This is a genomic window from Secundilactobacillus malefermentans, from assembly GCF_008033155.1.
GTDB lineage: Bacteria > Bacillota > Bacilli > Lactobacillales > Lactobacillaceae > Secundilactobacillus > Secundilactobacillus malefermentans.
The window spans coordinates 1003497-1028942 of record NZ_CP042371.1; the positions used below are offsets into that span (position 1 = coordinate 1003497).

A 25446-nucleotide genomic window follows, 5' to 3' on the forward strand; every position below is an offset into this window, starting at 1 on the left:
CACTGTGATCACAAAGGCAATTGGTAAATATAAGCTGTTAGTGACTGCTGCTATTCTAACCATGTTAATCCAGGTTGGGGCAACGTTATGGCAGCCCAGTTACATGAAAAGTATTCTAAGTGTGATGGCAAATACAGCACTTTCCACGTCAGGCAAAATTGATCGGATAAGTGGGTACGGGGTCGCACTGATTGTTATTGCGGTAATCGGATTAATTGGCTCTGTTTTAAACACGATTACTGCGGCTAAAATTGCCCAAGCAGTTTCAGCCGACTTACGAGAAAATACGTTTCGAAAAATTCAGACCTTCTCATATGAAGATGTTGAAAAATTTAAATCAGAAAACCTCGTTGTCCGAATGACGAATGATATTAACCAAATTCAAATGCTCCTAATGATGATTTTTCAGGTTCTCATTCGGGTCCCACTCCTTTTTGTTGGGGCGTTTGTCCTCTCGATTATTACGATGCCCCAACTTTGGTGGATTATCATCGTCATGGTGGTCCTAATCGTTGTGGTCACAGGCTTATCAATGCGCGCAATGGGGCCACATTTCTCAGCTTTCCAAAAATTAATGGACCGCATTAATGGAATTGCCAAGGATAATCTGCGAGGCGCACGCGTTGTTAAATCATTTGTGCAAGAGAAAAACCAAGAAGCTAAATTCGATAAGGAATCGGATGACCTATTTGGCCATAACTTATCAGTTGGGTATATTTTCTCAACGATGATTCCGGCCTTCACCATTATTTCGCAATTAGCTATTTTTGTCGCTATTTTATTCGTTTCAACCTTTATTACGAAATCGGCATCGTTTGCGCAGGATCAGTTGGGGGGCATCATGTCCTTTATTCAATATATGATGCAAATTATGTTCGCCATTATTATGGGCGGAATGATGTCGATGTTTGCTTCACGTGGCTTCGTGTCGATGGGCCGAATTGCTGAGGTTCTCGATACGAAGGTTTCAATGATTTTCGACGATGTGCCGGATGAAACGCTTGATGGGACGATTGAGTTTGATCACGTTTCGTTTGCCTATCCAAATGACGATGAACCAATGCTAAAGGACGTCAGTTTCAAAATTAATTCCGGTCAAATGGTGGGAATTGTTGGAGCAACCGGTGCCGGTAAATCTACCTTGGCCCAATTAATTCCTAGACTGTTTGATCCAACTTCTGGAACCGTCAAAGTGGGCGGTAAGGATTTGAGACATGTGTCAAAGGGAACCCTAAAGAAGAATATCTCGATTGTTTTGCAAAAGGCTATTCTATTTTCCGGTACCATTTCTGGAAATCTGAAACAGGGAAAGCAAGATGCGAGCTCGAGTGAAATGGATCGCGCAGCGCAAATTGCGCAGGCGGCCGAGTTTATTAATAAGTTACCGGACCGGTATGAAGCAAACGTTGAGGAACGAGGGAATAACTTCTCTGGTGGCCAAAAACAACGAATGTCGATTACCCGGGGAATAATCAAATCACCGAAAATCCTTATTTTAGATGATTCGACATCCGCTTTGGATGCCAGATCTGAAAAGCTTGTACAGGATGCCTTTAGCCAAGAATTAAAGGACACCACTACAATTATTATTGCCCAAAAAATTTCGTCTGTTGTCCATGCGGATACCATTTTGGTAATGGATGAAGGGCGAATTGTCGCGCAAGGAAACCACAAAGAGTTGGTGGCAACTTCTGATGTTTACCAACAAATTTATGCAACCCAAAAAGCAAAGGAGGAAGCCTAAAGATGAATGATACGACTAGAGCAATTCGCTTTTTTTACCTTTACTTAAAGAAGTACAAGCTGCAGTTCCTTATCATTGCCATTTTTATTTTTGCGGCAACCTATTTGCAGGTTGAGGCGCCCGTCGTGATGGGACACGCCATTACTCACTTAACGACTTATGTAGGCGATTTTTTCACTCATCAGCATGCACCAGAAGCAATGAAGGCTTTGAAAAAAATTGCTAGCGCCGCAACTACCTCGCAGGATTCACTTCAAAAGATTGCGGAACAGTTAGGTCAAGCGACCGGGCAGCACGTTTCCTGGAAAGCGCTGACGGATTCAAATGTACCGCAACAGGTTCTCTCAAGCTTGCCAAAGGGGACCTCAATTCATCAGTTACAACAAATGGCGCAGATGCCAACCAATTGGAAATTTCTCACGGATTCAAACGTCCCAGCTTCACTATTAGATGCATTGCCAAAGGGAACCACCATTCACAGTCTGCACCAAGTTGCGTTATCAAATCCAGCAAGTAAGGCGGATTTCTTCGGTGCAATGTGGAAGCTGCTAGGTTTCTATGTGTTTACAGGAGTTGCCCAGCTTATTTACACCATTTTGTTTACGCGAATTGTCGCTCATTCAACGAACCGTATGAGAAAAGGGCTTTTCGGTAAATTGGAACGGATGACGATTGCGTACTTTGATAAGCACGAAGATGGTGATATTTTAGCTCGATTTACCTCTGATTTGGACAACATTCAAAACACTTTGAATCAGGCTGCGGTGAACGTCGCGACCAATGCGGCGCTGTTTATTGGAATAATCATCATGATTTTTAACCAAAACGTCAGCATGGCCTGGGTCACTGTTTCGACAACACCAGTCGCAGTTTTATTTGCCGTCATCATTATCATTCAAGCCAAGCGGTCAACTGACCGGCAACAGGCCGAGGTCGGAACGCTTAACGCCTACATGGATGAAAAGATTTCCGGCCAAAAGGCAATCATTGTTGAAGGTCAGCAGCAAGACGCCATTGACGGTTTCGTTAGCCGCAATAAAAAAGTTCAAAAGTCCACGTTTGCATCCCAAACCTGGTCAGGAATGATTTTCCCATTAATGAACGGGTTTTCGTTAGTGACGACAGCCCTCGTTATTTTCCTGGGAACTAAAATTGCGCTGAATGACAGTTCTTTGAGTACCGCTGCAGCCCTTGGATTGGTTGTCACATTTATTCAATATGCCCAGCAGTATTACAATCCAATTATGCAAATTTCCTCTTCATTTGGACAATTGCAGTTAGCCATTACCGGCGCAACTCGATTGAACATTATGTTTGATGAGCCGGATGAGGTCCGTCCCGAAAATGGCAAGACCTTTAATGGAGTTGGAAAGGGAATTCAGATTCAGGATGTTGATTTTGGTTACAGTCCAGATGTTCCAATCCTAAAAGATGTGTCAATTGATGTCAAAAAGGGGCAAATGGTTGCGCTTGTTGGGCCGACTGGATCTGGTAAGACAACGGTCATGAACTTGATGAATCGATTTTACGATGTGGATAAGGGTGTTATTAAGTACGATGGCACCGATATTCGGGAATTTGATTTGGATAGCTTACGGGCCAAAGTCGGAATCGTCCTGCAAGAGTCAGTTCTATTCTCTGGCACGATTGCGGATAATATCCGATTTGGGAAGCCAGATGCAACGATGGCAGAAGTCATTACGGTTGCCAAGACGACTCACATTCATGAGTTTATCGAGGGACTGCCGGACAAGTATGAGACGGTAGTTGATGATAATAATTCAGTTTTCTCAGTTGGACAGAAGCAGCAAATTTCGATTGCGCGAACTATTCTAACCGACCCAGATATTCTGATACTGGATGAAGCAACTTCTAACGTAGATACAGTTACGGAGCAACAAATTCAGTACGCGATGGAAGCTGCCATTGCTGGGCGAACTTCATTTGTGATTGCCCATCGACTTAAGACAATTCTAAATGCGGATAAGATCATCGTTTTGAAGGATGGTCAAATCATTGAAACCGGAACGCATCACGAATTAGTTGAGCAAAATGGTTTTTATGCCGAGTTGTATCATAATCAATTTGTATTTGAGTAAATTTAAAAAAGCCAGAACTTCGATTTTCGAAGTTCTGGCTTTCTTGGTAGTTAGTTTAATAGTTTATCCAAATTAATCCGCTTATTCATGATGTATAGCAGGATTGCCCCGATTGTCAGTGAGATGAACTCACCAATGGCAATGGTTCCCCAGCTAAGCCAAAATGTTGGCCAAAAAGCAGTTTTACCAATGAAGGCAATTTCTGCGGCGATGGTGAACATTGAGAAGGTCACCCACAGATCACCCACGATTAATCGGGGAATGAATCCCTTAACGTGGGGAATGATAAATCGGAGCAGAATCAACGTGAATAGGGTAGACAGGCTTCCCCAGACAACGTCAATCAAACCAAGTGACGACATAAGAAAGTTGGAAATGGCAACGCCTAATGTAACCGCAACAACGTACCGTTTGTTGAAGATAGCTAAAATATTAAACATTTCAGCCAGTCGAACCTGAACGGCAGCGAAGCTAAAGGGCGCCAAGACCATCGTAATTACGACGTAGAGTGCAGCGACAACCGCAACGCGTGTGACATCATACACGTTGTCAATGCCTAAAAAACTAGTCTTAGAATTCATAACAAATTCCTTCCTTTGCTTAGATAGTGAATTATTAAATTTCAATATCTAAGAATACTCGTTTTCTAGGCGATGCGCAACGCTATTTGGTATTCAAAATCCAAAGAAAAATGATGAAGACGACGGCAAGGCCGTACATTATTGGACCAACTTGTTTGCCTCGTTTAGCAGCAATCATCGTTAGTGGGTAAGTGATAAAGCCTAAAGCAATTCCGTCAGAAATACTGTAAGTTAGGGGCATCCCAATGATGATTAGGAAGGCTGGTGCAGCAATTTCGAACTTCTTCCAATCAATTCCGCTCATTGATTGCGCCATGAGAATTCCGACGATAATCAAAGCTGGCGCGGTTACTTGGCTTGAAACAACGGCAAGTAGGGGCGAGAAGAACATTCCTAAGATAAAGAGACATCCAGTGATGATGGCGGTGAAACCAGTTCGGCCACCGACTGCAATCCCGGCAGATGATTCAACGAAAGCACCCATTGGGGAAGTTCCCAATAGTGACCCAACAACCATTGTTGAAGAATCAGCAGCAAGTGCCTTACCAATTCGTGGAATTTTATTGTCTTTAACGAGACCGGCTTGTTCAGCAAGGCCCACTAAAGTTCCAGTTGTATCAAAGAAGGTCACTAACAGGAACGTTAGCACAACGACCACCAGTTGCAGCGAATTAATATCAGTTACATGATAGAAGGCTTGCATAAAGGTTGGTTTCAAACTTGGAACACCGGAAACGATGTGGCTAGGAACCGCAATCAAATGGGTGAACATTCCCACAATTGTCGTACCAACCATTCCGATGAAGATGGCACCGGGAACCTTTGCGCTCATCAGAACCAGCGTTAGAATCAACCCAACAATTGTTAACCAAGTTGTCCCAACGTTTAAGGGCCCTAAGCCAATGATGTTCGACTTGTTAGCGACGACGAGCCCGCCTTCGCTTAACCCAATAAAGGCGATGAATAGCCCGATCCCGGCCGCAATCGCCATTTTTAAATCACGAGGAATTGCATCAACAATTTTTTCACGGAGTTTAAATGCCGTCAAAATGATGAACAGGATTGAGGCAACAAACACACCGGCTAAGGCAGTCTGCCATGGGAAGCCCATTCCGATGACAACGGAATATGAGAAGAAGGCGTTAATCCCTAAACTTGAAGATAGTGCAATTGGATAACGGGCAACAATTCCCATTACGAAACAGCCAAAGGCACTGGCTAGCGCGGTTGCTGTAAACACAGCGCCCTTATCCATGCCGGAGTCTCCTAAAACGCTAGGATTTACGAATAAAATGTAAACCATTGAAATGAACGTGGTTAATCCCGCAAGTGTTTCGGTACGGAAGTTGGTACCGAGTTCGTCAAACTTGAAATACTGAGCAATTTTGTTAGTCATTAATAAACGACTCCTTCAATAAATTATGATAAATGCGAAACACGAACATTAATTTCGCTAATGTTCGTGTTTTATACGACCTTTTACTTATTAATGATAACATCTTATGAATATAATGACAATACACGAATAAAAAAAGATAGCCTCCGATAAAGGTTATCTTTTTTTGAATGGAATTTTTAATTTGAAAGTGATTTAAAGGCATTATCAATTGAATTATAGTCGTTATCTGAAAGGGTAAGATCCATTGCTTTAGCATTGTTAAGGACCTGTTCCGGCTGTCTAGCACCAGGAATGACAACGCTAATCGCTGGATTTTTGATGTACCAAGCAAGAATTAACTGGGCCATGGTTGCATCGTGTGCATCTGCTAGAGGCTGTAAATTATTAACGGCTTGCACAATTCCAGCAAAGCGGTCACCTGAAAAGTTTGGGTTATTTTGACGTGGATCGTCGCTAGGAAAATCGGTTGCTTCATGGTATTTACCCGTTAAAAGGCCTGAACCTAACGGGAAGTAAGGAACAAATGAAATTTGATGTTCTTTGAGGTATGGGAAGAGGCTAGTTTCAGCATCGCGATGAATGAGGCTGTAATTATCCTCAATGATATCAATTTGGTTATCGACATTTCCCTCTTTAATTTGGTCGAGGCTGAAATTAGAAACACCGATTGCCCGAATTTTTCCGGCCTTTTTGAGATCAGCTAAAGCGTTAACAGCTTCTGCCTTTGGTGTGCTTGAGTCGGGGAAATGGATGTAAAAAATATCGATGTAGTCAGTTTTCAGACGCTTGAGTGCCTCATCAACTGATTGCTTGAGGAAAGCGGGTGAATTATTGAGTTTGCCATTTTGGGTAGGATCCTGCGCAGCCTTTGTCGCAATCGTCACTTTACTGCGATCGTACTTTTGTAAAACTTGGCCGATGATTTCTTCAGATCGACCAAGACCATAAGCATATGCCGTGTCTAATAGCGTAATGCCGTTGTCTAAGGCGGCTTCAACTACTTTGGCACCTTTGTCATCATCCAAATTCGGAAATAGATTATGGCCACCTACCTTATTCGTTCCCAATCCAAGTGGGGTTGAGACAACTCCAGTGTTACCAATTTTTACGATATCCATGACGACGGAACCTCCTTGTTTAAATTAACGTTAGCGTACCCCCAAAGTATAGTACACTGGAGGTATAAAAACATAATCATATGACGAGGCAATTGATTTGAAAACAATTTTGATATTAGGAGCAGCTCAACCGGTAGCTAAGCTAGTGGCGGCTCAGCTTCAAGGCCAGGACCAATATAATTTAAGGCTGTGGTCGACAGGTGATCCACACAAGGCGGCTGCCTATATGGATGCGGTAAAGAATGTGGACATCATCTATTCGGACTTTACGGGGATGGATGTTGACTGGAATATTGAGACGGTCACTGAGGCCATGCGCCAACAAGAAAATAACAGTGCTCGGTTCATTTTCCGATCAGTTTCGGGAATTGATGGAGAGCTAACAAATTCAGCTCAATATACGGGTATTCAGGATAAAGAGAAGTTTCTGGATCAACAGCGTTATGCCATCAAAATGATTGATGAGGCAGAAATTCCGTACACCATTTTGCGAGTGGGAAATGTGATTGACGGACCAAAGACAGATTTCACCATTTATAATGAAGGAAACCAGATTCCATTTGGAAATGTTTCATGTGAAACACTGGCCACAATAGTGGTTGACGAGATTTCAAATGCAGCACACGTTAATCAGTCAATTGGTATCATTGAAAAATAGGGATATAGCTTGCTATGAAAGCCTTTTTACGCTATTATCTGATAAACTATTAAAAACTAATTAGGAAAAAGGGGAAATCAAGATGCAAGTGGGGAACGCCAAACGCCAAATTAATGCGAATCGGATTGTGGTCAAGATTGGAACGAGCAGCTTGATTTACCCCGATGGCAAATTAAATTTAAAGACAATTGACCAGCTTGCTTTTGTGTTGAGTGCGCTTTGTAATCAAGGAAAACAGGTGATTTTGGTTTCCTCTGGCGCAATTGGCGTTGGGTTAAATCAACTAAATTTGACGGAACGGCCAACCAGTATTTCAGCACAGCAGGCCTTGGCATCCATTGGTCAAAGCAAGCTCATCATGATTTTTAATCAACGCTTTGAACACTATGGTCAGCAAATTGGTCAATTGTTGTTGACGCATGACGTTTTTGATTATCCGAAAAGTCGGCAGAATGTGCTAAACACATTTGAGAAACTGCTTCAACGCAACGTGATTCCAATCGTTAATGAAAATGATTCGGTGGCCGTTGATGAACTTGACCATAAAACGCGATTTGGGGATAACGATCAACTATCAGCGATTGTGGCGAGTCGAACAAACGCAGATTTGCTGATTATGCTGTCGGATATTGATGGTTTTTACAATATGAATCCCCTTAAAAGTCCGGATGCAGCACTCATTTCTGAGGTTGATCAAATCACACCTGCCACCTTTGAGGTTGCGGGTGGTAAGGGCAGTGAATATGGCACAGGCGGTATGTTTACAAAGCTGAAGGCTGCCGAACGACTCATGAACGAGAACCGCCAAATGGTGCTCGCAAACGGTCGAGAACCTAAAATTATATTTGATATTTTAGCCGGTATTCCGGTTGGAACGTGGTTTAACCCCCTTCAACGAAAGGAGTTTTCTAGTCATGGAAGCAAATAAATTAACGGTACTTGGTAAACAAGCCCAAACAGCGGCAAGTCAACTGGCCCAATTGGCTACAGCAAAAAAGAATGAGTTACTAGAAGCAATGGCGACGAGCCTAATCGCTCATCAAACTGAAATTTTAGCGGCAAATGCACGAGATCTCGCTGAAGCAACCCAGTTAAAGCAGAGCTTTATTGATCGCTTAACGTTAACGGCGGATCGACTTGCGGATATGGCTGCTGGCATGCGCCAGGTTGCCCATCTTGATGATCCAATCGGCAACGTTGATAAAATGTGGCGAAATGAGGCTGGCCTATTAATTGGTAAGCAGCGGGTTCCTTTAGGCGTGATTGGGATTATTTTTGAAGCGCGGCCAAACGTCACAGCCGATGCCGCAGCGTTGTGTTTTAAAAGTGGTAACGCCGTGATGCTTCGCGGTGGCAAGGAAGCAATTCAAACCAATATTGCGGTCAGCAATGCCTTGCGAAGTGCCTTGGAGGAACAACAGGTTGACGCTAACGCCATTCAAATGGTGACGGATACGACTCACGAATCTGCCAATGAAATGATGCAGTTAGTTGGCTATATCAACGTGTTAATCCCACGTGGTAGTCAACGGTTGATCCAGCACGTCGTTGAGACGGCAAAGGTTCCCGTCATCGAAACTGGTGCGGGAAACTGCCACATTTACGTGGATTCAGATGCTGATTTGCAAATGGCGATTGATATTACCGTCAACGCAAAGGTTCAACGCCCCTCCGTTTGTAATTCTGCTGAAAAATTAGTCATTCATTCGGCTGTTGCACAGAACTATTTGCCAAAGATTGCGGCTGCTTTAGCTGAAAAGGATGTGCAGTTGCGCGGTGATGATCGTGCTTGCAGCATTGTTCCCAACATGATTAAGGCGGATGAGGAAGATTGGTCGACTGAGTATAACGACCTGATTATGGCAGTGAAGGTGGTTGACTCAGAGGATGAAGCAATTGCCCATATTAATCGCTACAATACGAAGCATTCAGAGGCAATCATCACGAACAATTATCAAAATGGCCAAACCTTTTTGCAACAAATTGACGCGGCCTGTGTTTACATTAATGCGTCAACACGATTTACGGATGGTTTTGAATTTGGGTTTGGTGCTGAAATTGGGATTAGCACGCAAAAATTACATGCGCGTGGTCCCATGGGGCTGAACGAATTGACCTCGATAAAGTACATTATTTACGGAAATGGTCAGGTACGAAAATGAGAGTCATTCTTAGTCCTATTTAGAGAAAAGGCTGTTAAAATATAGATGAGAAATGGAGGTGATTCGCAGTTGGCTATCAAAGTTAATCGAGAACAATTAGATGTCGTTAAACAGAATATGATGGAAGCAAATCAGCGCTCTCATTTCATTATTTTTGAATCAGTTGAGAATCAGACTAGCGAGGCCCTGCGACTCATCACGGATTACGATAGTTTCCAAACGATTAAAGAGCAGCATCATGATGAAGCAAGCATGGCAATTGCGCAGGATATCGTTCCCATTACCGACACACTTGCAAAATGGGCATTGGCTGAGAATGCAGCGGCTAATAATCCGACTGATTCGGGTGTTTTGAAAGATTTGGAAAAGTGTACGAATGATGTTTTGAAAGAGAATAAATTAGCAGAAAATCAAGCTTAATATTATTGTTAGCGGCAAGTTGGTCACGTTTTGGAAGGGGAGATCCAAAATGAAAAAATCAATGATGCTTCATAGCAACCTATTTAAAAATGTGAATCGGGGATTCATTATGGTTGCCGCCGTTTCTGGGGGACTTTTTCTAGGGGGACAGCAGCAAGCTTCTGCAGCGACGACACCAGCACCAGTCGAAATTAATCAGGGCTTTGCTCACACAACTGTCGGAAACACAAAAAAGTATGTCAGTTTGACGTTTGATGATGGGCCAAGCCCAACATTGACACCGAGACTTCTAAAAATCTTGAAGAAGTACAACGTTCCGGCGACATTCTTTGAAGTTGGCTATAATGTGAAGGCGCATCCGGCAACCAGCCGTTTGGTCCTCAAGTATGGCCACACAATTGGGAATCATTCGTGGAATCATCCCGATTTGGCAGGCATGTCAATGAGAAGTGCCAAGAGTCAAATTAGTCGAACGGATAAGGTCATCTACAAGGCAACGAAGACTAAGCCGAAGTACATTCGTCCACCATATGGGTCAATTACGCACGCTGAAATTAAAGCGTTCAACCGTCCAATTATTCAATGGAACGTTGATTCATTAGATTGGTCCTATCTCAATGCGGCAAGAACAGCTAACCATGTCGTTGCAACCACTCATGGGCGTTCCATCATTTTGATGCATGATATTCATGCAACTTCGGTGGCGGCGGTCCCAAGCATTATCAAACGATTGCGAGCTAAAGGCTACGTTTTTGTTTCACTTGATAAGCAGTTTAACGGAAATTTGAAACCTGGTTATCAGTATTTTGGGTATGGTGATTATCGAAAGTAAATGAGAATGGTAGATTAATCAGGGCTTAGCTGGCTCTGATTTTTTTAATTGTATCCGTTTACTTTCTCATTGACTCAACCTTTGAATATCAGTATGATTGAACCATAAACAACACGAGGGGTGTCCATTAGTGGGCTGAGATGTTGCTGCACGCAACGATCCCTTTGAACCTGTAAGTTCACACTTGCGTAGGAACGTGTTATCAGTCGGTAAAGAAGTGAGGACCGTCATCCTATGTGTAAGGGTGGCGGTCCATTTTTGTGTTGAAAAAGGAGAAAATAAATGAAACTTTCACTATTAACTAAGTTACGACAACAAAATCCCATCGTCCTCAATATTTCGAACTTTGTCACGGTACAAGATGTGGCAAACGGCATCAATGCCATCGGGGGCTCACCCATCATGTCCGAGGAAATAGCTGAAACTGAAGCCATGGTACAAATGAGTCGTGCGGTTGCCCTTAATTTGGGTGCGTTTACGGAAGCCCAAGTCGCCCACATCCGAAAAATGGGGCGTTTGGCAAATGAATATGGCAAACCGGTCATCCTTGATCCGGTCGCAGTTGGGGCAGTGAAGTATCGATTGGAAGTGGCCCAACGACTGCTGACTGATTTTCAAGTGTCAGTCATTCGGGGTAACGCTGGCGAAATTGCAGCACTCGCAGAGGTAGACTGGGCAGCCAAGGGAATCGACGCTGGTGAAGGAAGCGGCGACCTCGTGGAGATTGCAAAGGCGGCAGCGAGTCGATACCACTGTGTTGTTATTTTAAGTGGCCCAACCGATGTTATTTCGGATGGCAAGAACGTGGTAAAGGTTGAAAATGGGACCCCCCTATTCCAACTACACGTGGGATCAGGCGACATGCTTTCAAGCATCGTGGGAGTCTTTGATGCCGTGGCGGATGGTGATGATTTTGAAGCTGCTCAAACGGCATGCCTGGTCTTTGCGGCAAGCGGTCAATTAGTGGCCGAGGAACTGGGAGCTGAATTGCCAGGAACCTTTTCAATGAAGTTGATGGACAAACTCCATTTAGTGACTGAAGCAGATATTGAGAAAATTGCGAAATTTAAATAGAAGGAGTTCAACAATAATGAGTGAAATAAATGAGTTTCCACAAACCTTAACCATCGCTGGAACGGATTCTGGCGGTGGTGCGGGCGTCATGGCGGACATTAAAACGATGCAGGAACGCCACACGTTTGCTGCAGCAGTGATTGTTGCGGTGACCGCACAAAATACGCTGGGGGTGCAGGATTTCATGGCCCTTCCAGAAAAAATCATTGATGAACAGTTTGCGTCCATTGCAGCTGATTTGAAGATTCGGGCGTGCAAAACGGGCATGCTAGCGGATGCGGAACACGTGCGAATTGTTGTGACTAATTTGAAAAAAGGTGATTTTGGTCCCCTAATTGTCGACCCAGTGATGATTGCAAAGGGCGGTGCTGCCTTATTAGCGGACGATGCAATTCAAGTTGTCCGGGATGAATTAGTTCCACTGGCAACCTTGATTACGCCAAATTTACCGGAAGCAGAACGTCTAACGGACATGAAAATTAACTCAAAAGCGGATATGGAGCAGGCGGCCCGAAAGCTGCAAGAGATGGGGGCTAAAAACGTCCTGATTAAGGGTGGCCATGGGGATGAAGATGAAGTCAGTGATTTGACACGTTTGGAATCTGGGAAAACATTCTGGGTCTCTGCACCGCGAGTGGACACGATTCGAACTCACGGAACGGGCGACACTTTGTCGTCTTGTATCACATCTGAGTTGGCAAAGGGTCAGTCGATGGAGCAGGCCATCAGAATTGCCAAAAAATACGTTGAGGCCGCAATTGCGGATGGGATTCAGGTTGGAAATGGACACGGCCCACTCAACCATTGGGCCTATCGAAAGGTGGTAGACTAATGGGAATTCAGTTTAAGCCAGAGCAGTTAAAAGCTTACTTTGTTTGTGGCTCACAAGATGTGCATGGTGATTTTGTGACGATTGTGAAGCAGGCGATTGATGCGGGAATAACGATGTTCCAATTTCGGGATAAGGGCGCTGGGTCGACTTTGACACCCAGCCAAAGGTTAGTCGTTGCTGGCCAAATCCGCAAAATGTGTCGGGACGCTGAGGTGCCATTTGTCGTGGATGATGATGTTGAATTAGCACTGGCAGTTGGCGCCGATGGGGTTCACGTGGGACAGTCTGACGAGCAAATTCAGCGTGTGATTCAGCAGGTGGGATCCAAGATGTTTGTGGGATATTCCTGCTCGAATTTAACTGAAATCAACCGGGCAAATGAAATTGCTGGAATTGCTTACTATGGGAGTGGTCCCATTTTTGAAACGGGCTCCAAGGCGGATGCGGATCCGGTCATTGGAATTGCAGGGTTGGCCAAATTGGTGACCGCAGCCACGCGGCCAGTTGTGGCAATTGGTGGTATTACCGAAGCATCGTTGACCCCAATTATCAAAACGGGTGCTGCAGGATCGGCCGTTATTTCAATGATTGCGCAGAGTGATGATCTTAAACGGACCGTTTCAGCGATGAACCGGGCGTAAGGAGGGAATTAATAAATGTATAAGGCGTTAAGGAGTCAATTTTTACTCTGGATGGGCGCTGCAATCTCGATTGCAGAAATCGTCACGGGGACGCTCATTGCCCCGCTTGGATTAGCAAAAGGAACGCTCGCAATTATAGTGGGTCATTTGATTGGTTGTTTTTTGTTCTTACTGCCAGCGGGATACATAGGCGCCGTTCAGCACCAAACCGCCATTCAGTCCACGGAATCGGCTTTTGGCAAGCAGGGTGTGTGGGGCTTTTCACTGATAAATGCGTTGCAACTTCTGGGATGGACGGCCGTGATGATTGTGAATGCTGCCCAGGCAATGAATGGTGTTTCAAGGCGATTATTTGGCTTTCAGAGTACTTGGGTCATGAGCGCCATTGTGGCGGTGCTAATCATTATCTGGCTACTGTTGGATACAAAACTTCTTTTCAGAATAAATAATTTTGTGGTTGGCCTGCTATTTTTAGGAGCGCTACTGATGCTTTTTGAAATCTTCAAAGCCCCAGTTGCCAGTCATCAGGTGGCGACGGGGGGAATGACGTTTGGTGGTGCGGTCGAGCTCAACGTCACAATGGCGTTATCCTGGTTACCACTTATTGGTGATTACACGCGAACAACGAAACGGCCGCTACAGATTGCGTTGACCAGTGCTTTAGGGTATTTTGTTGGCAGTTTATTTATGTTCATGACGGGGTTACTGATTGTGACTCGAACGGGGATGACTGATATTGCCAGCTTGCTAACCGCGAGTGGCTTAGGATTAGTGGCATTATTCATTGTGATCTTTTCAACGGTCACAACGACGTTCATGGATGCCTACTCAGCGGCCACCAATATCGATAATCTTTTTCACAGTAAAAAAACGAACTTTATTGGGGTTGGCGTGACAATCGTTGGGTTATTAATTGCGTTGGTGGTCTCGATGACGTTCTATCAAAACTTTCTTTACTTCATTGGGTCAGTTTTTACGCCATTGTACGCAATCGTATTTGTGACCTTTTTCATCACAAAACAAAGTCTGCCAAAGCTTTGGAACTTAGGATTGTGGTTAATAGGCGTTTGGGGTTACTATGCACTGCAACAGGTTGCTAGCCCACTAGGAACGACATTTCTATTGTTGATTGGAATGGCAATATTGGTGGTAGCGAGTCACTGGCTAGTGAAGCTGATTAAAAACTAAAAATACCGATCCGCAATTTTTTGCGGGTCGGTATTTATTTTAGCTTAAAAATGATTTCACCATGTTTTTATATATTTGATTGACTGCTAAATAATTTTCGATTTCGACGTGTTCATCTGTTCGGTGAGCTTGATCCCAGCCACCTGACCCAAGAACAACGAGCGGAAATTGATTAGCCGACTTCGTATACTCGGAAGCATCGGTGGCGCCATGAATCACGGTCAGTTGACTTGGTTTCCCTAAAGCGTCATCGGCAATCTGCTTAATCTGTGTGACAAATTTAGAGTTAGGATCGGAAATGACGGGTTTAAAGCTGTAATTCACTTTGAAGTCGAGGTCAACTTTATCTTCTTGATTCAATTTGGCAACGACTTCGTTTAGTCGATCGATGACGTGTTGGTTATCAAATTCGGGAATTGGGCGAATGTTTCCTTGGAGAACGGCGCTACCGGGGATGCTGTTGACCTGGTCGCCACTATGAAACATGGTGACGCTGTGCACCAATGGGCCGAGTTCAGGACTTGGTTTGACGTCATCAAATGCAGTAGATTCGGCATTGACGAATTTGACGAGGTTAGTCAGTGCGTTGACGCCATCCTGTGGCATCGAACTGTGTACACTAAGACCAGTAGAGGTAATGGTGTAATTGAATGAGCCGTTATGACCGTACACGACATTTCCGCCAGTTGGTTCACCTAAAATCATGCCGCTTAAATCATCAGCGATGCCATCTTTAGTGAGGTCGCGAGAGCCCATGGCCCCATTTTCCTCACCAACGGTTCCGATGAATCGAACGCGTCCCTTTAATGGAACGTTTGCTTCACTTAGTTCAATGATGGCAATAATCATGGCTGCCAGGCCACTCTTCATATCGGCGCTACCTCTTCCGTAAATGCTGCCATCGTGAATTTCAGCGGATAGGGGTGGGTACGTCCAGAGACTCTCATCTCCGACGGAAACGGTGTCCAAATGACCAGCCAGCGCAAGGACTTTATCGCTAGTGGGATCCCCAATTTCGGCGATGAGGTTTGCGCGATCAGGTGCATAGTCACTAATGTGCGAAACGATGCCGTGCTGTTTAAGCAATTCTTGCAAATAGTGCGCAACTTTGGCCTCGTGATCATTTTCTGAATCAATTTTGATTAAGTCTTGTAGAATAGTAATTTTTTGATCCTTATTCATAAAAGTCCTCCTGAACGAAATGAGATATGTTTAATTATATTCTAACCCTTTTGCCAGATAAAAAGCGAAAGCAATTTCGTAATTAGTAATAGAACATGTGTTCAAGTTTGCTAGTATTTACGTAAAAAAACCAGTACAATAATAAGAAGATTAAGTGCGCGATTGAAAGGGGAATAACGAAAATGACATTGCAACTCATAATTGGAAAAGCAAGCTGTGATCATCGTCAGGTTTTACTGAAAGATTTATACGAAACGTTGGAGAAACAGCCATCTGACCAATTTTATTACATCGTTCCTAACCATATCAAATTTGAATCTGAGGTAGCTACCTTGGAGAATTTGGCTCGCCAGACTGGTGCGGTGGATCAGTATGCGCAAAGTCAGGTCCAGGTTTTCTCGTTTCCCCGTTTAGCTTGGTATTTCATGAAAAATACGCCATACTACCAAATTCCTAGAATTTCTAGTGCTGGTTTAAACATGATTGTGTATCAATCAATCGTCGACCATGCGGATGACCTCGTTTTGTTCAAAGGCGAAGCAACGCGACCGGGATTTATTTCCAAATTAGCCAATCAACTTTCTGAATTGAAGATTGGCCGAGTCACCGATGAAGATTTACAACAAGTAGCTGGCCAGGTAACGGGTCAAAGTGCCGATTTAGATGCTAAACTGCATGACTTAACGATCGTTTATCAAGCTTTTGATGCCGCAATGCGGGACAAGTATATTGAAAATACGGATATTTTGAATGCGTTGGCCGATTTTTTAAAGTCGGCAGATTTGAGCCAGGCTCACTTTTACATTGATGGGTTTTCTCAATTTTCAGCGCAAGAGATTAAGTTGTTGCAACAAATGATGGGGTCTGCTGCGAGCCTTGAGGTGAGCTTAGTACTCGATCAGCCTGCCATTCGGGAAGATGGTCACGGTCAGGGACTCTTTTTTCAGTCCAAAAAGACGTACCATCAACTAGTCGGATTGGCGCGCGCTGAACAGGTGCAAGTCATGACGGATAAAGTTGCGAAAATTTCGCGGATTTGTCCCGACTTACAACAGGTCGAAAATTATTGGATAGCATCCTCTAATTCACAAAAAATCGCACCAGCAGTACCTTTTGAAAGTTCAAGCTCAATTGAGATTGTGCAGGCGAATAATCGTTATTCAGAAGTTGCCCAAATTGCTGCCGAAATTCGGCGGTTAGTGGCGACAAAAGGGTATCGATACAGTGATTTCTTGATTTTATCGAGAAAATTAGATCGATATCAGAACGTGCTGGCGCCTATTTTTAGTGCGCAAGAAATTCCCTATTTTAATGACAATCAACTGGCGATGACCAATCATCCATTTGTGGAGCTGATAACGGCCCTCTTTGAAGTGAACCGGCATTACTATCGATACAAGGATCTCATGCGCCTTTTGAAAACAGAATTACTTATTCCAAAGGACCAAGAAGACCACTTTATGCCGATTGATGAATTTCGGCGGTCATTAGCGCTAGCAGAAAACTGGGTATTAAAAACCGGATATGAAGGTCGACGCTGGCTACAGGAGGACGATTGGCAATATGCCAAGTTTGAACCTGGTGATGGCGGCGTTGAGACAACGAAAAATGAAGAAATTGCGACCCAAATTAATCAAATTCGGCGATTTGTGAAAGAAACTTTACCACCCTTTTTCAAGAAGATTAAGGCCGCCCAAACGGGTCAAGAAGCGGCAAAAATTTTGTATCAATTTTTAGAGGATACGGGAGTTGAAACCCAGCTAATTTCATGGCGGGATACATTTATTGATCAAGGCGACCTAGTTTCGGCAGACCAACCAGAGCAAACTTGGGATGCACTTTGCGATATGTTGGATGAATATGTCGAAATTCTGGGGGATCGTGAGTTTGATTTAGACGAATTTTTGGCGCTGTTACAAGCTGGTTTTGAGGGTGCGGCATTTGCGCAGATTCCATCGACGTTGGATCAAGTTATCCTATCTGAAAGTGGAATGGTGCAAATGAATAATCGGAAAGTGACCTTTATGATTGGGTCAACAGACGATGTGATGCCTGACACAACCGTTTCAAACCGCCTCCTATCTGATCAGGATCGAGAAAAGATGACCCTGCCGGACGATAAATATTTAAGCGACACAAATTCCACCTCATTAAAAAATGAACCATTTTTAAACTATTTGGCATTCAGTTCTGCTAGTGAACGGCTCGTTTTCACATACTCATTGAATGGGGATGAGGACGAAGCACGCCAAATGAGTCCCTATGTCAGCCGCATTGCGAAACACTTCAACATTTCGATACAGGATCATGCGGCGGTACCAGATCCCAAGCAGAATGAAATTTGGCACTATTTGGGGGCAAAACGGGCAACGCTACGACACTTAGTGCAAGTTAGTGATGCCAGTCGAACGCAAGAAGAACCGTTGGCGCCAGCTTGGCAATATGTCTATCAAACACTGACGAATGATGATCACTATCGGGACATGACGGCTCAGTTATTAGGGGGCATGACTTACCACAATGTGCCGAAGTCTTTGGCCCCAGACATTGTTTCCGCTCTATATGGGCAAACAATATTCACTTCTATTTCTAAATTAGAGGAATTTTACACAAACGAGTACGCTTATTTTCTTAAGTATGGTCTCAAGCTACAGGAACGATCAGTCTTTGAACTATCGCCTGCTAGCACGGGTGAATTTTTCCATGCGGCGATGGACTATCTCATTAAAATGGTTCGCAAGCAAAAGTTAGATTTGGCGGCGTTAGATTCTCAGCAGCTTAACGAAATGGTGGACGAAATTGTCGATCAAATTTTAAATGATCCTGAAAATCTGCAATTTGCCATTTTAAAAAGTTCAAACCGAATGAGCTACATTTCGAGTCAACTCGTCGAAACCATTAGGCGAATGGCGGCAACCCTGCACGAGCAAAGTAAACGAACGCCCATGCGTGCAACGCAAACAGAAGTGATGTTTGGCCGAATTGGTGCGGAACAAGGGATGAAATCACTCTCATTTGAGCTACCAAATAACCGCAAAGTTGAGGTTCGGGGGAAAATTGACCGAATTGATCAAATGGCGATTGACGGGAAAAATTACGTTGGAATAGTGGACTATAAATCGAGTGATCACGATTTTAATTTGAGTGATGCCTACCAAGGCACAACCATGCAGATGATGACGTACCTGGATGCAGTTAAACGCAACCTAGATACAATTACCGGCGACAAAGATGCCCAGATTGCGGGGGCATTGTACCTTCATTTGAGTAATCCGAAGCTGGCTTTCAAGGAAATCCTCAAATTAGCGTCTGATGATGATTTTCTGGAAGCGTTACTCTCAAAAGAAAAGTACAAGGGAATTTTAGTGGACGATTCAGTGCTGATTGATAAGCTGGATTCAAAAATTGGAGTGGATGGTTACGGAAAATCCACAATTTACCCGTTTGGAAAGAAGAAAACCGATGGTGCGGCGATGGCAAATAGTCGCCTAATCCGCGTGAGCGATTTAACACTTTTACTTCGACATACTGAGAAACTGATTAAAAACGCCGCAACGCGTATTTTTGAGGGAGAAACCGACTTAAATCCGGCCAAATGGACGAATCAACGGACTGCGTTACAGTACTCCCCCTTCAAGTCAATTATGCAATTTGATCCATTATTAACGGAAAATAAGTATCATGAAATCACAAAAATGGCGGATGAGGACGTGTTAGCAGCGCTCAGAAAGGAGTCTGATTAAGCAGATGGCAGATATAAATTACACTAAAAGTCAGCAGCAAGTGATTGATACGCGAAAGACTAATTTGCTTGTATCGGCTTCCGCGGGCTCAGGAAAAACACGAGTCTTGGTCGATCGGGTGATCAAACGCGTGACGGAAGAAGGGGTTGGCATTGATCAGCTCTTAATTGTGACCTTCACGAAGGCCGCTGCCAAAGAGATGAAGGAGCGAATTCGAAAATCACTCGAAAAAGAAATTAATCATGCTGAAGGTGAAAAGCGCCAACGATTAATGACCCAATTAAGTTTATTGCCGGTCGCTAATATCAGTACGCTCGATGCTTTTTGTCAGCAATTAATTGAGCATTACTACTATATTATTAATTTAGATCCTGTTTTCAGGCTGTTGGCGGATAGAACTGAGGGCATTTTACTGCGGGACCAGGTTTGGCAAGATGTACGTGAAGACTTGTACGGTAATGACGAGGACGGATTATTCCGTCAACTGACCGTTAACTTTTCAAATGATAGAAATGATGATGGTCTCACCGAGTTAGTTAATAAGGTTTATTTTTACGCAAATTCGAAGCCAAATCCGACTGAGTGGTTAGCCCAGTTAGCGCAACCCTACGATATTGGCGGGTCATTAAACGATAGTGATATTTATCAAAAGAAAATATTGCCATTAGTGAGTGACCGCTTAACCGAAGCTATAAAAGGTTTTAAACATGTTATTGCACTTGGCATCGAAATGGCTTATCCAAAAATTGTTGAGCGTAGTCAGGCGGATATTGAACGACTTGAGTCAGTCAAAACGCAATTACCATTCTTAAAGTGGAATGAGTTAATAGAGACACTTTTTGTAGCAAGAAAAGCGGCACCACAAGTCTCAACAAAGGATGAAATGCATGATCAAAAGAAGGTCGTACAGGAGAGTTGGAAATTAACCTGGCAACCAATTGATGACTTAAAGGCGACCTACTTTGCCTTAAATGAAAGTCGAACGACCGAAGTGATGCAGCAAAGTCATCAAATTGTCTCGACGCTTGCCAAAACGGTACAAGCCTTTAGTGAGGCATACCAAACAGAAAAATTGCGGCAACACATGCTTGATTTTAGTGACTTAGAGCATTTTGCATTGGAAATATTGCAGTCAGAAACTGATCAGGGACGGGCTGTTCGCAAGCAATTACGTAATCAATACACGGAAATCATGGTTGATGAATATCAGGATACGAATGAGCTGCAAGAATCAATTCTGCAGACAATTACGAAGCATGACCCTGGTAATTTATTCATGGTGGGCGATGTGAAGCAGTCGATTTACCGTTTCCGACTGGCAGATCCGAGCTTATTCCTCAACAAGTTTAAGCGGTTTAAGGAACATGATGAAGAAGGAACCAACATTGAACTTGCAGAAAACTTTCGCTCTGTCAAAAATGTCGATGACTTCACCAATCTCATTTTTACGCAGTTAATGGATCCGCAACTAGGAGAAATGACCTATACGGGGGCGTCAAAGCTCGTGTATGGTGCCACCTACTATCCGGCTGATTATCAACCAGGGACGGAGCTTTTAATTTACGAGAGCCAAAAGCAGGAAAAACATCAGGATGAGGAATCAACGGATGAAGAACCAGTTGATGACGCTTTTCAAATTGATGGCAAAGCGGAAGGCCAAATTACAATGGTGGGTCAACGAATTCAAGAGCTGATAGCAAATAAAACACCAATATTTGACCGAGAGACTGGTAAATTAAGACCTGTTGAGTATCGTGATATTGCGTTACTGACCCCAACGAAGGGGAACAATTTGGTCATTACTGAACTCTTTTCAAGATTGAATATTCCTGTGCTGGTTAATGATGCCCAAAATTACTTTAAGACGACTGAAGTTCAAATTATGATGGCGTTATTAAGTATTATCGATAATCCCTATCAGGACATTCCACTGGTAGCTATTTTACGGTCACCAATTGTTGGGTTGGATGAAAATCAGTTGGCTTATTTGCGCATTACCGATAAGACGGGGGACTACTTCCAAGCAGTTTTAAGATTTCATGATACGTACCAATCTGATAATTCGTACGGGGATGTTATTTATCCCAAAATTAAGCGTTTTTTGGAACAGTTACAGTTGTTTAAGAACGTTGCCAAGCAAAATCAACTGGTTACGCTCATTTGGCGAATTTACCAGGAAACGGGCTTCTTAGATTATGTTGCGGCGATGCCAGCGGGAAAACAGCGGCAGGCAAATCTGCATGCCTTATACGAACGGGCAGCCGTGTATGAACAAAGTAACTTTAAAGGCCTCTTTCAGTTTGTCCAGTTTATTCAGCGGATGCAAAATGAGGACGAAGACCTATCCGAGGCACCAACTCAGGTGAGTGACAACGTGGTTCGGGTGATGACCATTCATGGAAGCAAAGGACTCGAATTCCCGGTTGTCTTTTTGATGGACATGAGCCACAAGTTTAATATGCAGGATACGATGGGCGATGCCGTCCTGAATGATAAGCTCGGCATTGGCATCACCTACTTTGACGAAAAGCATCGGGCCAAGTTTGATAGTCTCCAAAAAATGGTGGCGAGTGATGCAACGCGCCAGGCCAGCTTGGCTGAAGAAATGCGAAAGCTATATGTTGCCCTAACGCGAGCAGAGCAGCAGCTTTTCATTGTGGGTGCGGTCGATGATCACGAAAAGACGATTACGTCTTGGGAAAATGCACAGCAAAGTAATCAGTTGGTGCTAGATATGAATCAACGACTAGCCGCCAAGAATAACTTAACGTGGATTGGCATGTGCCTGATTCGCCATCCTAAATTTGATCAGGCACTCCGAGTTGCCGAGGGAAACCCTTTATTTACAGACTTAAACGGGGATGAAACAAAATTTTCAATTCGATTCGTCACCCCAGCAGATCTTCAGCAAATCGGGTCAAAGACTGCTCCCTTAACTGGTGAGGAATGGTTAAAACAGCTAGAGTCACAATCTAAGGAAGCTGATTTAACAGATGTGAACGTGGATGAAATTGATCAAATTATGAATTTCAGCTATCCGGATCAAGTGGCCACCAGAACGACTGCTTATCAGTCAGTCTCAGAAGTTAAGCGCCTCTTTAATGATCCAGACTCAATGGAAATGGGACAATTCAGTAAAGATTGGGATAAAGCAGGTAGTGCTAACCGTTATGTTTCGAAAGAATTTGGACGACCGAAGTTTTTGCAAACGGAAAGAAAACCAGTTCCAACGGAAATTGGTACGGCAACCCACTTGCTGCTTCAAGAAATTGATTTGACCCAACCCATTACGTCCGCCCGCATTGCCGAATTAATTCAACAATTGGTTAGAGGTGGCGTTATTTCCGAATCTGTTGCTTCACAGATTAACCAACAGAGTATTCTTAACTTCTTTGAAAACAGTCAGCTAGGGAAGCTCCTTTTGGAAAATCCGGACGAAGTTAAGCGAGAACAGCCATTTTCACTCCTACTTTCAGCTAATAAGCTGTTTAATGAGATTGTGGATGGGGATGCTAAAGTGCTTATTCACGGGATTATGGATGGCTATGTGACACTGGATGATGAGGTAATCCTGTTTGACTACAAGACCGACTATGTATCGATGAAGGATCATGAGGCTAGTTTATTGAAGATTGAAGACCGATATCGTGGGCAAGTTAATTTGTACGGTGAGGCCCTTCGAGACATTTTGAGGCGCCCCGTTACGCACAAATATTTATACTTATTGTCGAGCGGTGATTTAGTTGAAATAAGGGATGACTAGCATGATGCAGCTTAGTGATTTAAATAGCCAGTACGATAAAATGCAGTTGATGTATGGGGATGCAAACTTTCACTCTGTGTATGGTGGTGGTGCTACGCAGCAGCCCAAAACAATGTTCGTTTTTATGAATCCAACTGGCAGAAATGTGTCAACGGCCTTGGATTGGCAAGGACGGCGGGCACCATGGATTGGAACAAAACCCATTTGGCGACTATTTCATGACCTCGATTTAGTGGACGATACCGTTTGGCACGAAATTGATAGCAAACGGGGGAAAGATTGGACTCCAGAATTTGCTGAAGAAGTCTATCAGGACGTGAGCAAGCACGATTACTTCTTAACTAATTTAGCAAAATGTACGTTTGCGGGAACGGCCCCAGTTTCTAATAAAATTTATCGTCAATATTTGGCCTATTTATTAAAGGAAATTGAGATAACGCAACCTAAGAAGATTGTTGCATTTGGTAATCAGGTGAGCTCAATTTTGCTGGGCCAAGCGCTCAGTGTTTCGACTACTAGACAAAATAAGTTTGATTTATTGGTGGCGAATCACCACTATCCTGTATACCCAACCTATTATCCGGTTGGTAACGGAACCCGCAACTTAGGCAAAGCAGTTGAAGATCTCATGGAAATATTAAACTAAAAAAGGTCTAAATCAGATTTTCTGATTTAGACCTTTTTTGCTGTTAATTGATCAGGAGTTGGTAGGCGAATCGTTTGGGATCATCTTCCGCCATATACACGATTCCTCGTTTGGTAAAGCCGTTAGAAGTAATAACGTGTTGCATTCCCTTATTATCAGGGTGGGTATCGATCCGGACATCCGTATAACCCAAAACACCCGAAATCGTGATGAGACCACTAATCAGTTTTCCAGATAAATGTTGCCCGCGAAAGTTGCTGGACAGCGCAATTCGGTGGATGGCCGTATAGTTTGCCTCTGGCCCATTCGCCCATTGACCATCCTCGATTTCCAAGTAGTGGGGATCAATTCCCTGATGAAGAGCAGCCGTTCCAGCAACTTCACCATCGATAATGAGGACGTATGAAATGCCATTTTGAATATCAGTTTCTAAGTCGGCGGACAGCGGATAATTTCCCTGCCACTGGTTAATCTTCTGTTCCTTTAGGTATGCCTTTGCATCGGTAATAACTGCACTAATCTTTGGTAAATCAGCTTGTGTTGCTTGACGTAAGTAGGTTGCTGACATGATGGTCACTCCTGTTTTTGTAGAATTGTTTCTATAATAGGGTAAACTAGAGCTAAATACAATATGGGAGCGGTTGACATGAAATACGATAACTACCAAATCGGGACATTTGTTAAAAAAGATAATCGGTTTACGGCAACTTGCCGCCTAAATGATGAACTCATCAAGGTGCACATTAAGAACACGGGCCGAAATAAGGAACTTCTAATTAGTGGTGTTCAGATTTCCTTGGTCCATAGTGATGCGCCCAAACGTGTGACTCATTGGGACCTGGTGGCGGTGAATAAGCACGGACACTGGATTAATATTGATAGTCAAGCGCCTAATTTGGTAACTGCTGAGGGGGTTAATCTTTCTCTGATTCACTTGCCGGGCATTCAGCAGGTGGCGGATTTTCATCCTGAGGTAAAATATTTCGATTCCCGGATTGATTTCAAAGGTGAATCAGCCGATGGAAAGCCATTCTTTGTTGAGGTAAAGGGTGTTACTTTGGAAGGAAATGGCTTGGCTGCCTTCCCAGACGCGCCCACCACAAGAGCGGTCAAGCATGTTCATACGTTAATACATGCATTAACGGAAGGCTACGGGGCCTACCTCTGTCTCATTGTGCAAATGGATTACGTCTCCACTATGACGATTTATCGTGAGCGCGCGCCAAAATTATATGCAGCTATTCAGGATGCGATGAAGGCAGGCGTTCAGGTGGTCGCTTACCGTTGCCACGTGACGCCAGATGAAATAAAGGTTGAGGACCAGATTACATTTGATTTAACTCAAAAATTTACGGAAGAATAAA

General features: G+C 43.7%; 20 protein-coding genes and 1 riboswitch. Of the genes, 15 read left to right on the forward strand and 5 right to left on the reverse strand.

All coding sequences use genetic code 11. From position 1 onward, the window contains the following. Positions 1-4: 4 nt before the first annotated feature. Both FGL90_RS04835 and FGL90_RS04840 read left to right on the forward strand, forming a co-directional pair. Entirely contained in the window at positions 5-1744 is a 1740-nt protein-coding gene (locus FGL90_RS04835; protein WP_010618992.1) for an ABC transporter ATP-binding protein, read from the forward strand. A gap of 2 nt (positions 1745-1746) precedes the next feature. After that, positions 1747-3843, forward strand: a complete 2097-nt coding sequence (locus FGL90_RS04840; protein ID WP_147657141.1) for an ABC transporter ATP-binding protein — start codon at positions 1747-1749, stop codon at positions 3841-3843. Positions 3844-3893: 50 nt separating this feature from the next. On the opposite strand, the gene FGL90_RS04845 is transcribed toward FGL90_RS04840, so the two are convergent. The 3 genes from FGL90_RS04845 to FGL90_RS04855 form a co-directional block, all read right to left on the reverse strand. Beyond that, complete coding sequence (locus FGL90_RS04845) at positions 3894-4424, reverse strand: QueT transporter family protein (protein ID WP_010618990.1); 531 nt, start codon at positions 4422-4424, stop codon at positions 3894-3896. Between the two features lie 82 nt (positions 4425-4506). Continuing rightward, positions 4507-5820 (reverse strand): NCS2 family permease, encoded by a 1314-nt coding sequence (locus tag FGL90_RS04850; RefSeq protein ID WP_147657143.1) that lies wholly within the window; start codon positions 5818-5820, stop codon positions 4507-4509. Positions 5821-5999: 179 nt separating this feature from the next. Further along, positions 6000-6941, reverse strand: coding sequence for an aldo/keto reductase (locus FGL90_RS04855; protein WP_010618988.1), 942 nt, complete (start codon positions 6939-6941; stop codon positions 6000-6002). A 97-nt stretch (positions 6942-7038) separates the two neighbouring features. Here FGL90_RS04855 and FGL90_RS04860 point away from each other — a divergent pair, with 97 nt between their 5' ends. The 9 genes from FGL90_RS04860 (at position 7039) to cytX (ending at position 14748) form a co-directional block, all read left to right on the forward strand. Then, positions 7039-7599: an NAD(P)H-binding protein gene (locus FGL90_RS04860; protein ID WP_147657145.1), complete on the forward strand. Its 561-nt coding sequence runs from the start codon at positions 7039-7041 to the stop codon at positions 7597-7599. An 82-nt stretch (positions 7600-7681) separates the two neighbouring features. Continuing rightward, complete coding sequence (gene proB / locus FGL90_RS04865; RefSeq protein ID WP_010618986.1) at positions 7682-8527, forward strand: glutamate 5-kinase; 846 nt, start codon at positions 7682-7684, stop codon at positions 8525-8527. Further along, positions 8514-9761 carry a glutamate-5-semialdehyde dehydrogenase gene (locus FGL90_RS04870; RefSeq protein ID WP_010618985.1) on the forward strand — a complete coding sequence of 416 codons (1248 nt, stop codon included), beginning with the start codon at positions 8514-8516 and terminating at the stop codon, positions 9759-9761. Before proB ends, FGL90_RS04870 begins: the two co-directional genes overlap by 14 nt. A 69-nt stretch (positions 9762-9830) precedes the next feature. Continuing rightward, complete coding sequence (locus tag FGL90_RS04875; protein ID WP_010618984.1) at positions 9831-10181, forward strand: hypothetical protein; 351 nt, start codon at positions 9831-9833, stop codon at positions 10179-10181. 49 nt (positions 10182-10230) lie between these two features. Beyond that, positions 10231-11013 (forward strand): polysaccharide deacetylase family protein, encoded by a 783-nt coding sequence (locus tag FGL90_RS04880; RefSeq protein ID WP_147657147.1) that lies wholly within the window; start codon positions 10231-10233, stop codon positions 11011-11013. Positions 11014-11119: 106 nt separating this feature from the next. Then, a riboswitch (TPP riboswitch) is annotated at positions 11120-11225 on the forward strand. Between the two features lie 70 nt (positions 11226-11295). Beyond that, positions 11296-12087: a hydroxyethylthiazole kinase gene (gene thiM / locus FGL90_RS04885; RefSeq protein ID WP_010618982.1), complete on the forward strand. Its 792-nt coding sequence runs from the start codon at positions 11296-11298 to the stop codon at positions 12085-12087. 16 nt (positions 12088-12103) lie between these two features. Beyond that, positions 12104-12919 (forward strand): bifunctional hydroxymethylpyrimidine kinase/phosphomethylpyrimidine kinase, encoded by an 816-nt coding sequence (thiD, locus tag FGL90_RS04890; protein WP_010618981.1) that lies wholly within the window; start codon positions 12104-12106, stop codon positions 12917-12919. Then, positions 12919-13560, forward strand: a complete 642-nt coding sequence (thiE, locus tag FGL90_RS04895) for a thiamine phosphate synthase (RefSeq protein ID WP_010618980.1) — start codon at positions 12919-12921, stop codon at positions 13558-13560. Before thiD ends, thiE begins: the two co-directional genes overlap by 1 nt. A gap of 15 nt (positions 13561-13575) precedes the next feature. Then, positions 13576-14748, forward strand: a complete 1173-nt coding sequence (gene cytX, locus FGL90_RS04900; RefSeq protein WP_147657149.1) for a putative hydroxymethylpyrimidine transporter CytX — start codon at positions 13576-13578, stop codon at positions 14746-14748. Between the two features lie 39 nt (positions 14749-14787). Here cytX and FGL90_RS04905 read toward each other — a convergent pair whose 3' ends face one another. After that, the gene (locus FGL90_RS04905) at positions 14788-15930 is read right to left on the reverse strand and encodes an ArgE/DapE family deacylase (protein ID WP_010618978.1); all 1143 of its coding nucleotides are present in this window, start codon (positions 15928-15930) and stop codon (positions 14788-14790) included. Between the two features lie 182 nt (positions 15931-16112). Between FGL90_RS04905 and addB the strand changes: the two genes are divergently transcribed. From addB to FGL90_RS04920, 3 genes are read left to right on the forward strand one after another with little or no spacing between them, the layout of a single operon-like run. Then, a complete protein-coding gene (addB, locus tag FGL90_RS04910; RefSeq protein ID WP_010618977.1) occupies positions 16113-19673 on the forward strand; it encodes a helicase-exonuclease AddAB subunit AddB in 3561 nt (1186 codons plus the stop codon). 4 nt (positions 19674-19677) lie between these two features. Beyond that, positions 19678-23436, forward strand: coding sequence for a helicase-exonuclease AddAB subunit AddA (gene addA / locus FGL90_RS04915; protein WP_147657151.1), 3759 nt, complete (start codon positions 19678-19680; stop codon positions 23434-23436). Position 23437: 1 nt separating this feature from the next. After that, entirely contained in the window at positions 23438-24082 is a 645-nt protein-coding gene (locus FGL90_RS04920; protein ID WP_187240398.1) for a uracil-DNA glycosylase family protein, read from the forward strand. Positions 24083-24125: 43 nt separating this feature from the next. Here FGL90_RS04920 and FGL90_RS04925 read toward each other — a convergent pair whose 3' ends face one another. Further along, positions 24126-24650 carry a GNAT family N-acetyltransferase gene (locus tag FGL90_RS04925; RefSeq protein WP_147657155.1) on the reverse strand — a complete coding sequence of 175 codons (525 nt, stop codon included), beginning with the start codon at positions 24648-24650 and terminating at the stop codon, positions 24126-24128. A gap of 78 nt (positions 24651-24728) precedes the next feature. Here FGL90_RS04925 and sfsA point away from each other — a divergent pair, with 78 nt between their 5' ends. Beyond that, positions 24729-25445 carry a DNA/RNA nuclease SfsA gene (gene sfsA, locus FGL90_RS04930; RefSeq protein ID WP_029327467.1) on the forward strand — a complete coding sequence of 239 codons (717 nt, stop codon included), beginning with the start codon at positions 24729-24731 and terminating at the stop codon, positions 25443-25445. Position 25446 lies beyond the last annotated feature (1 nt).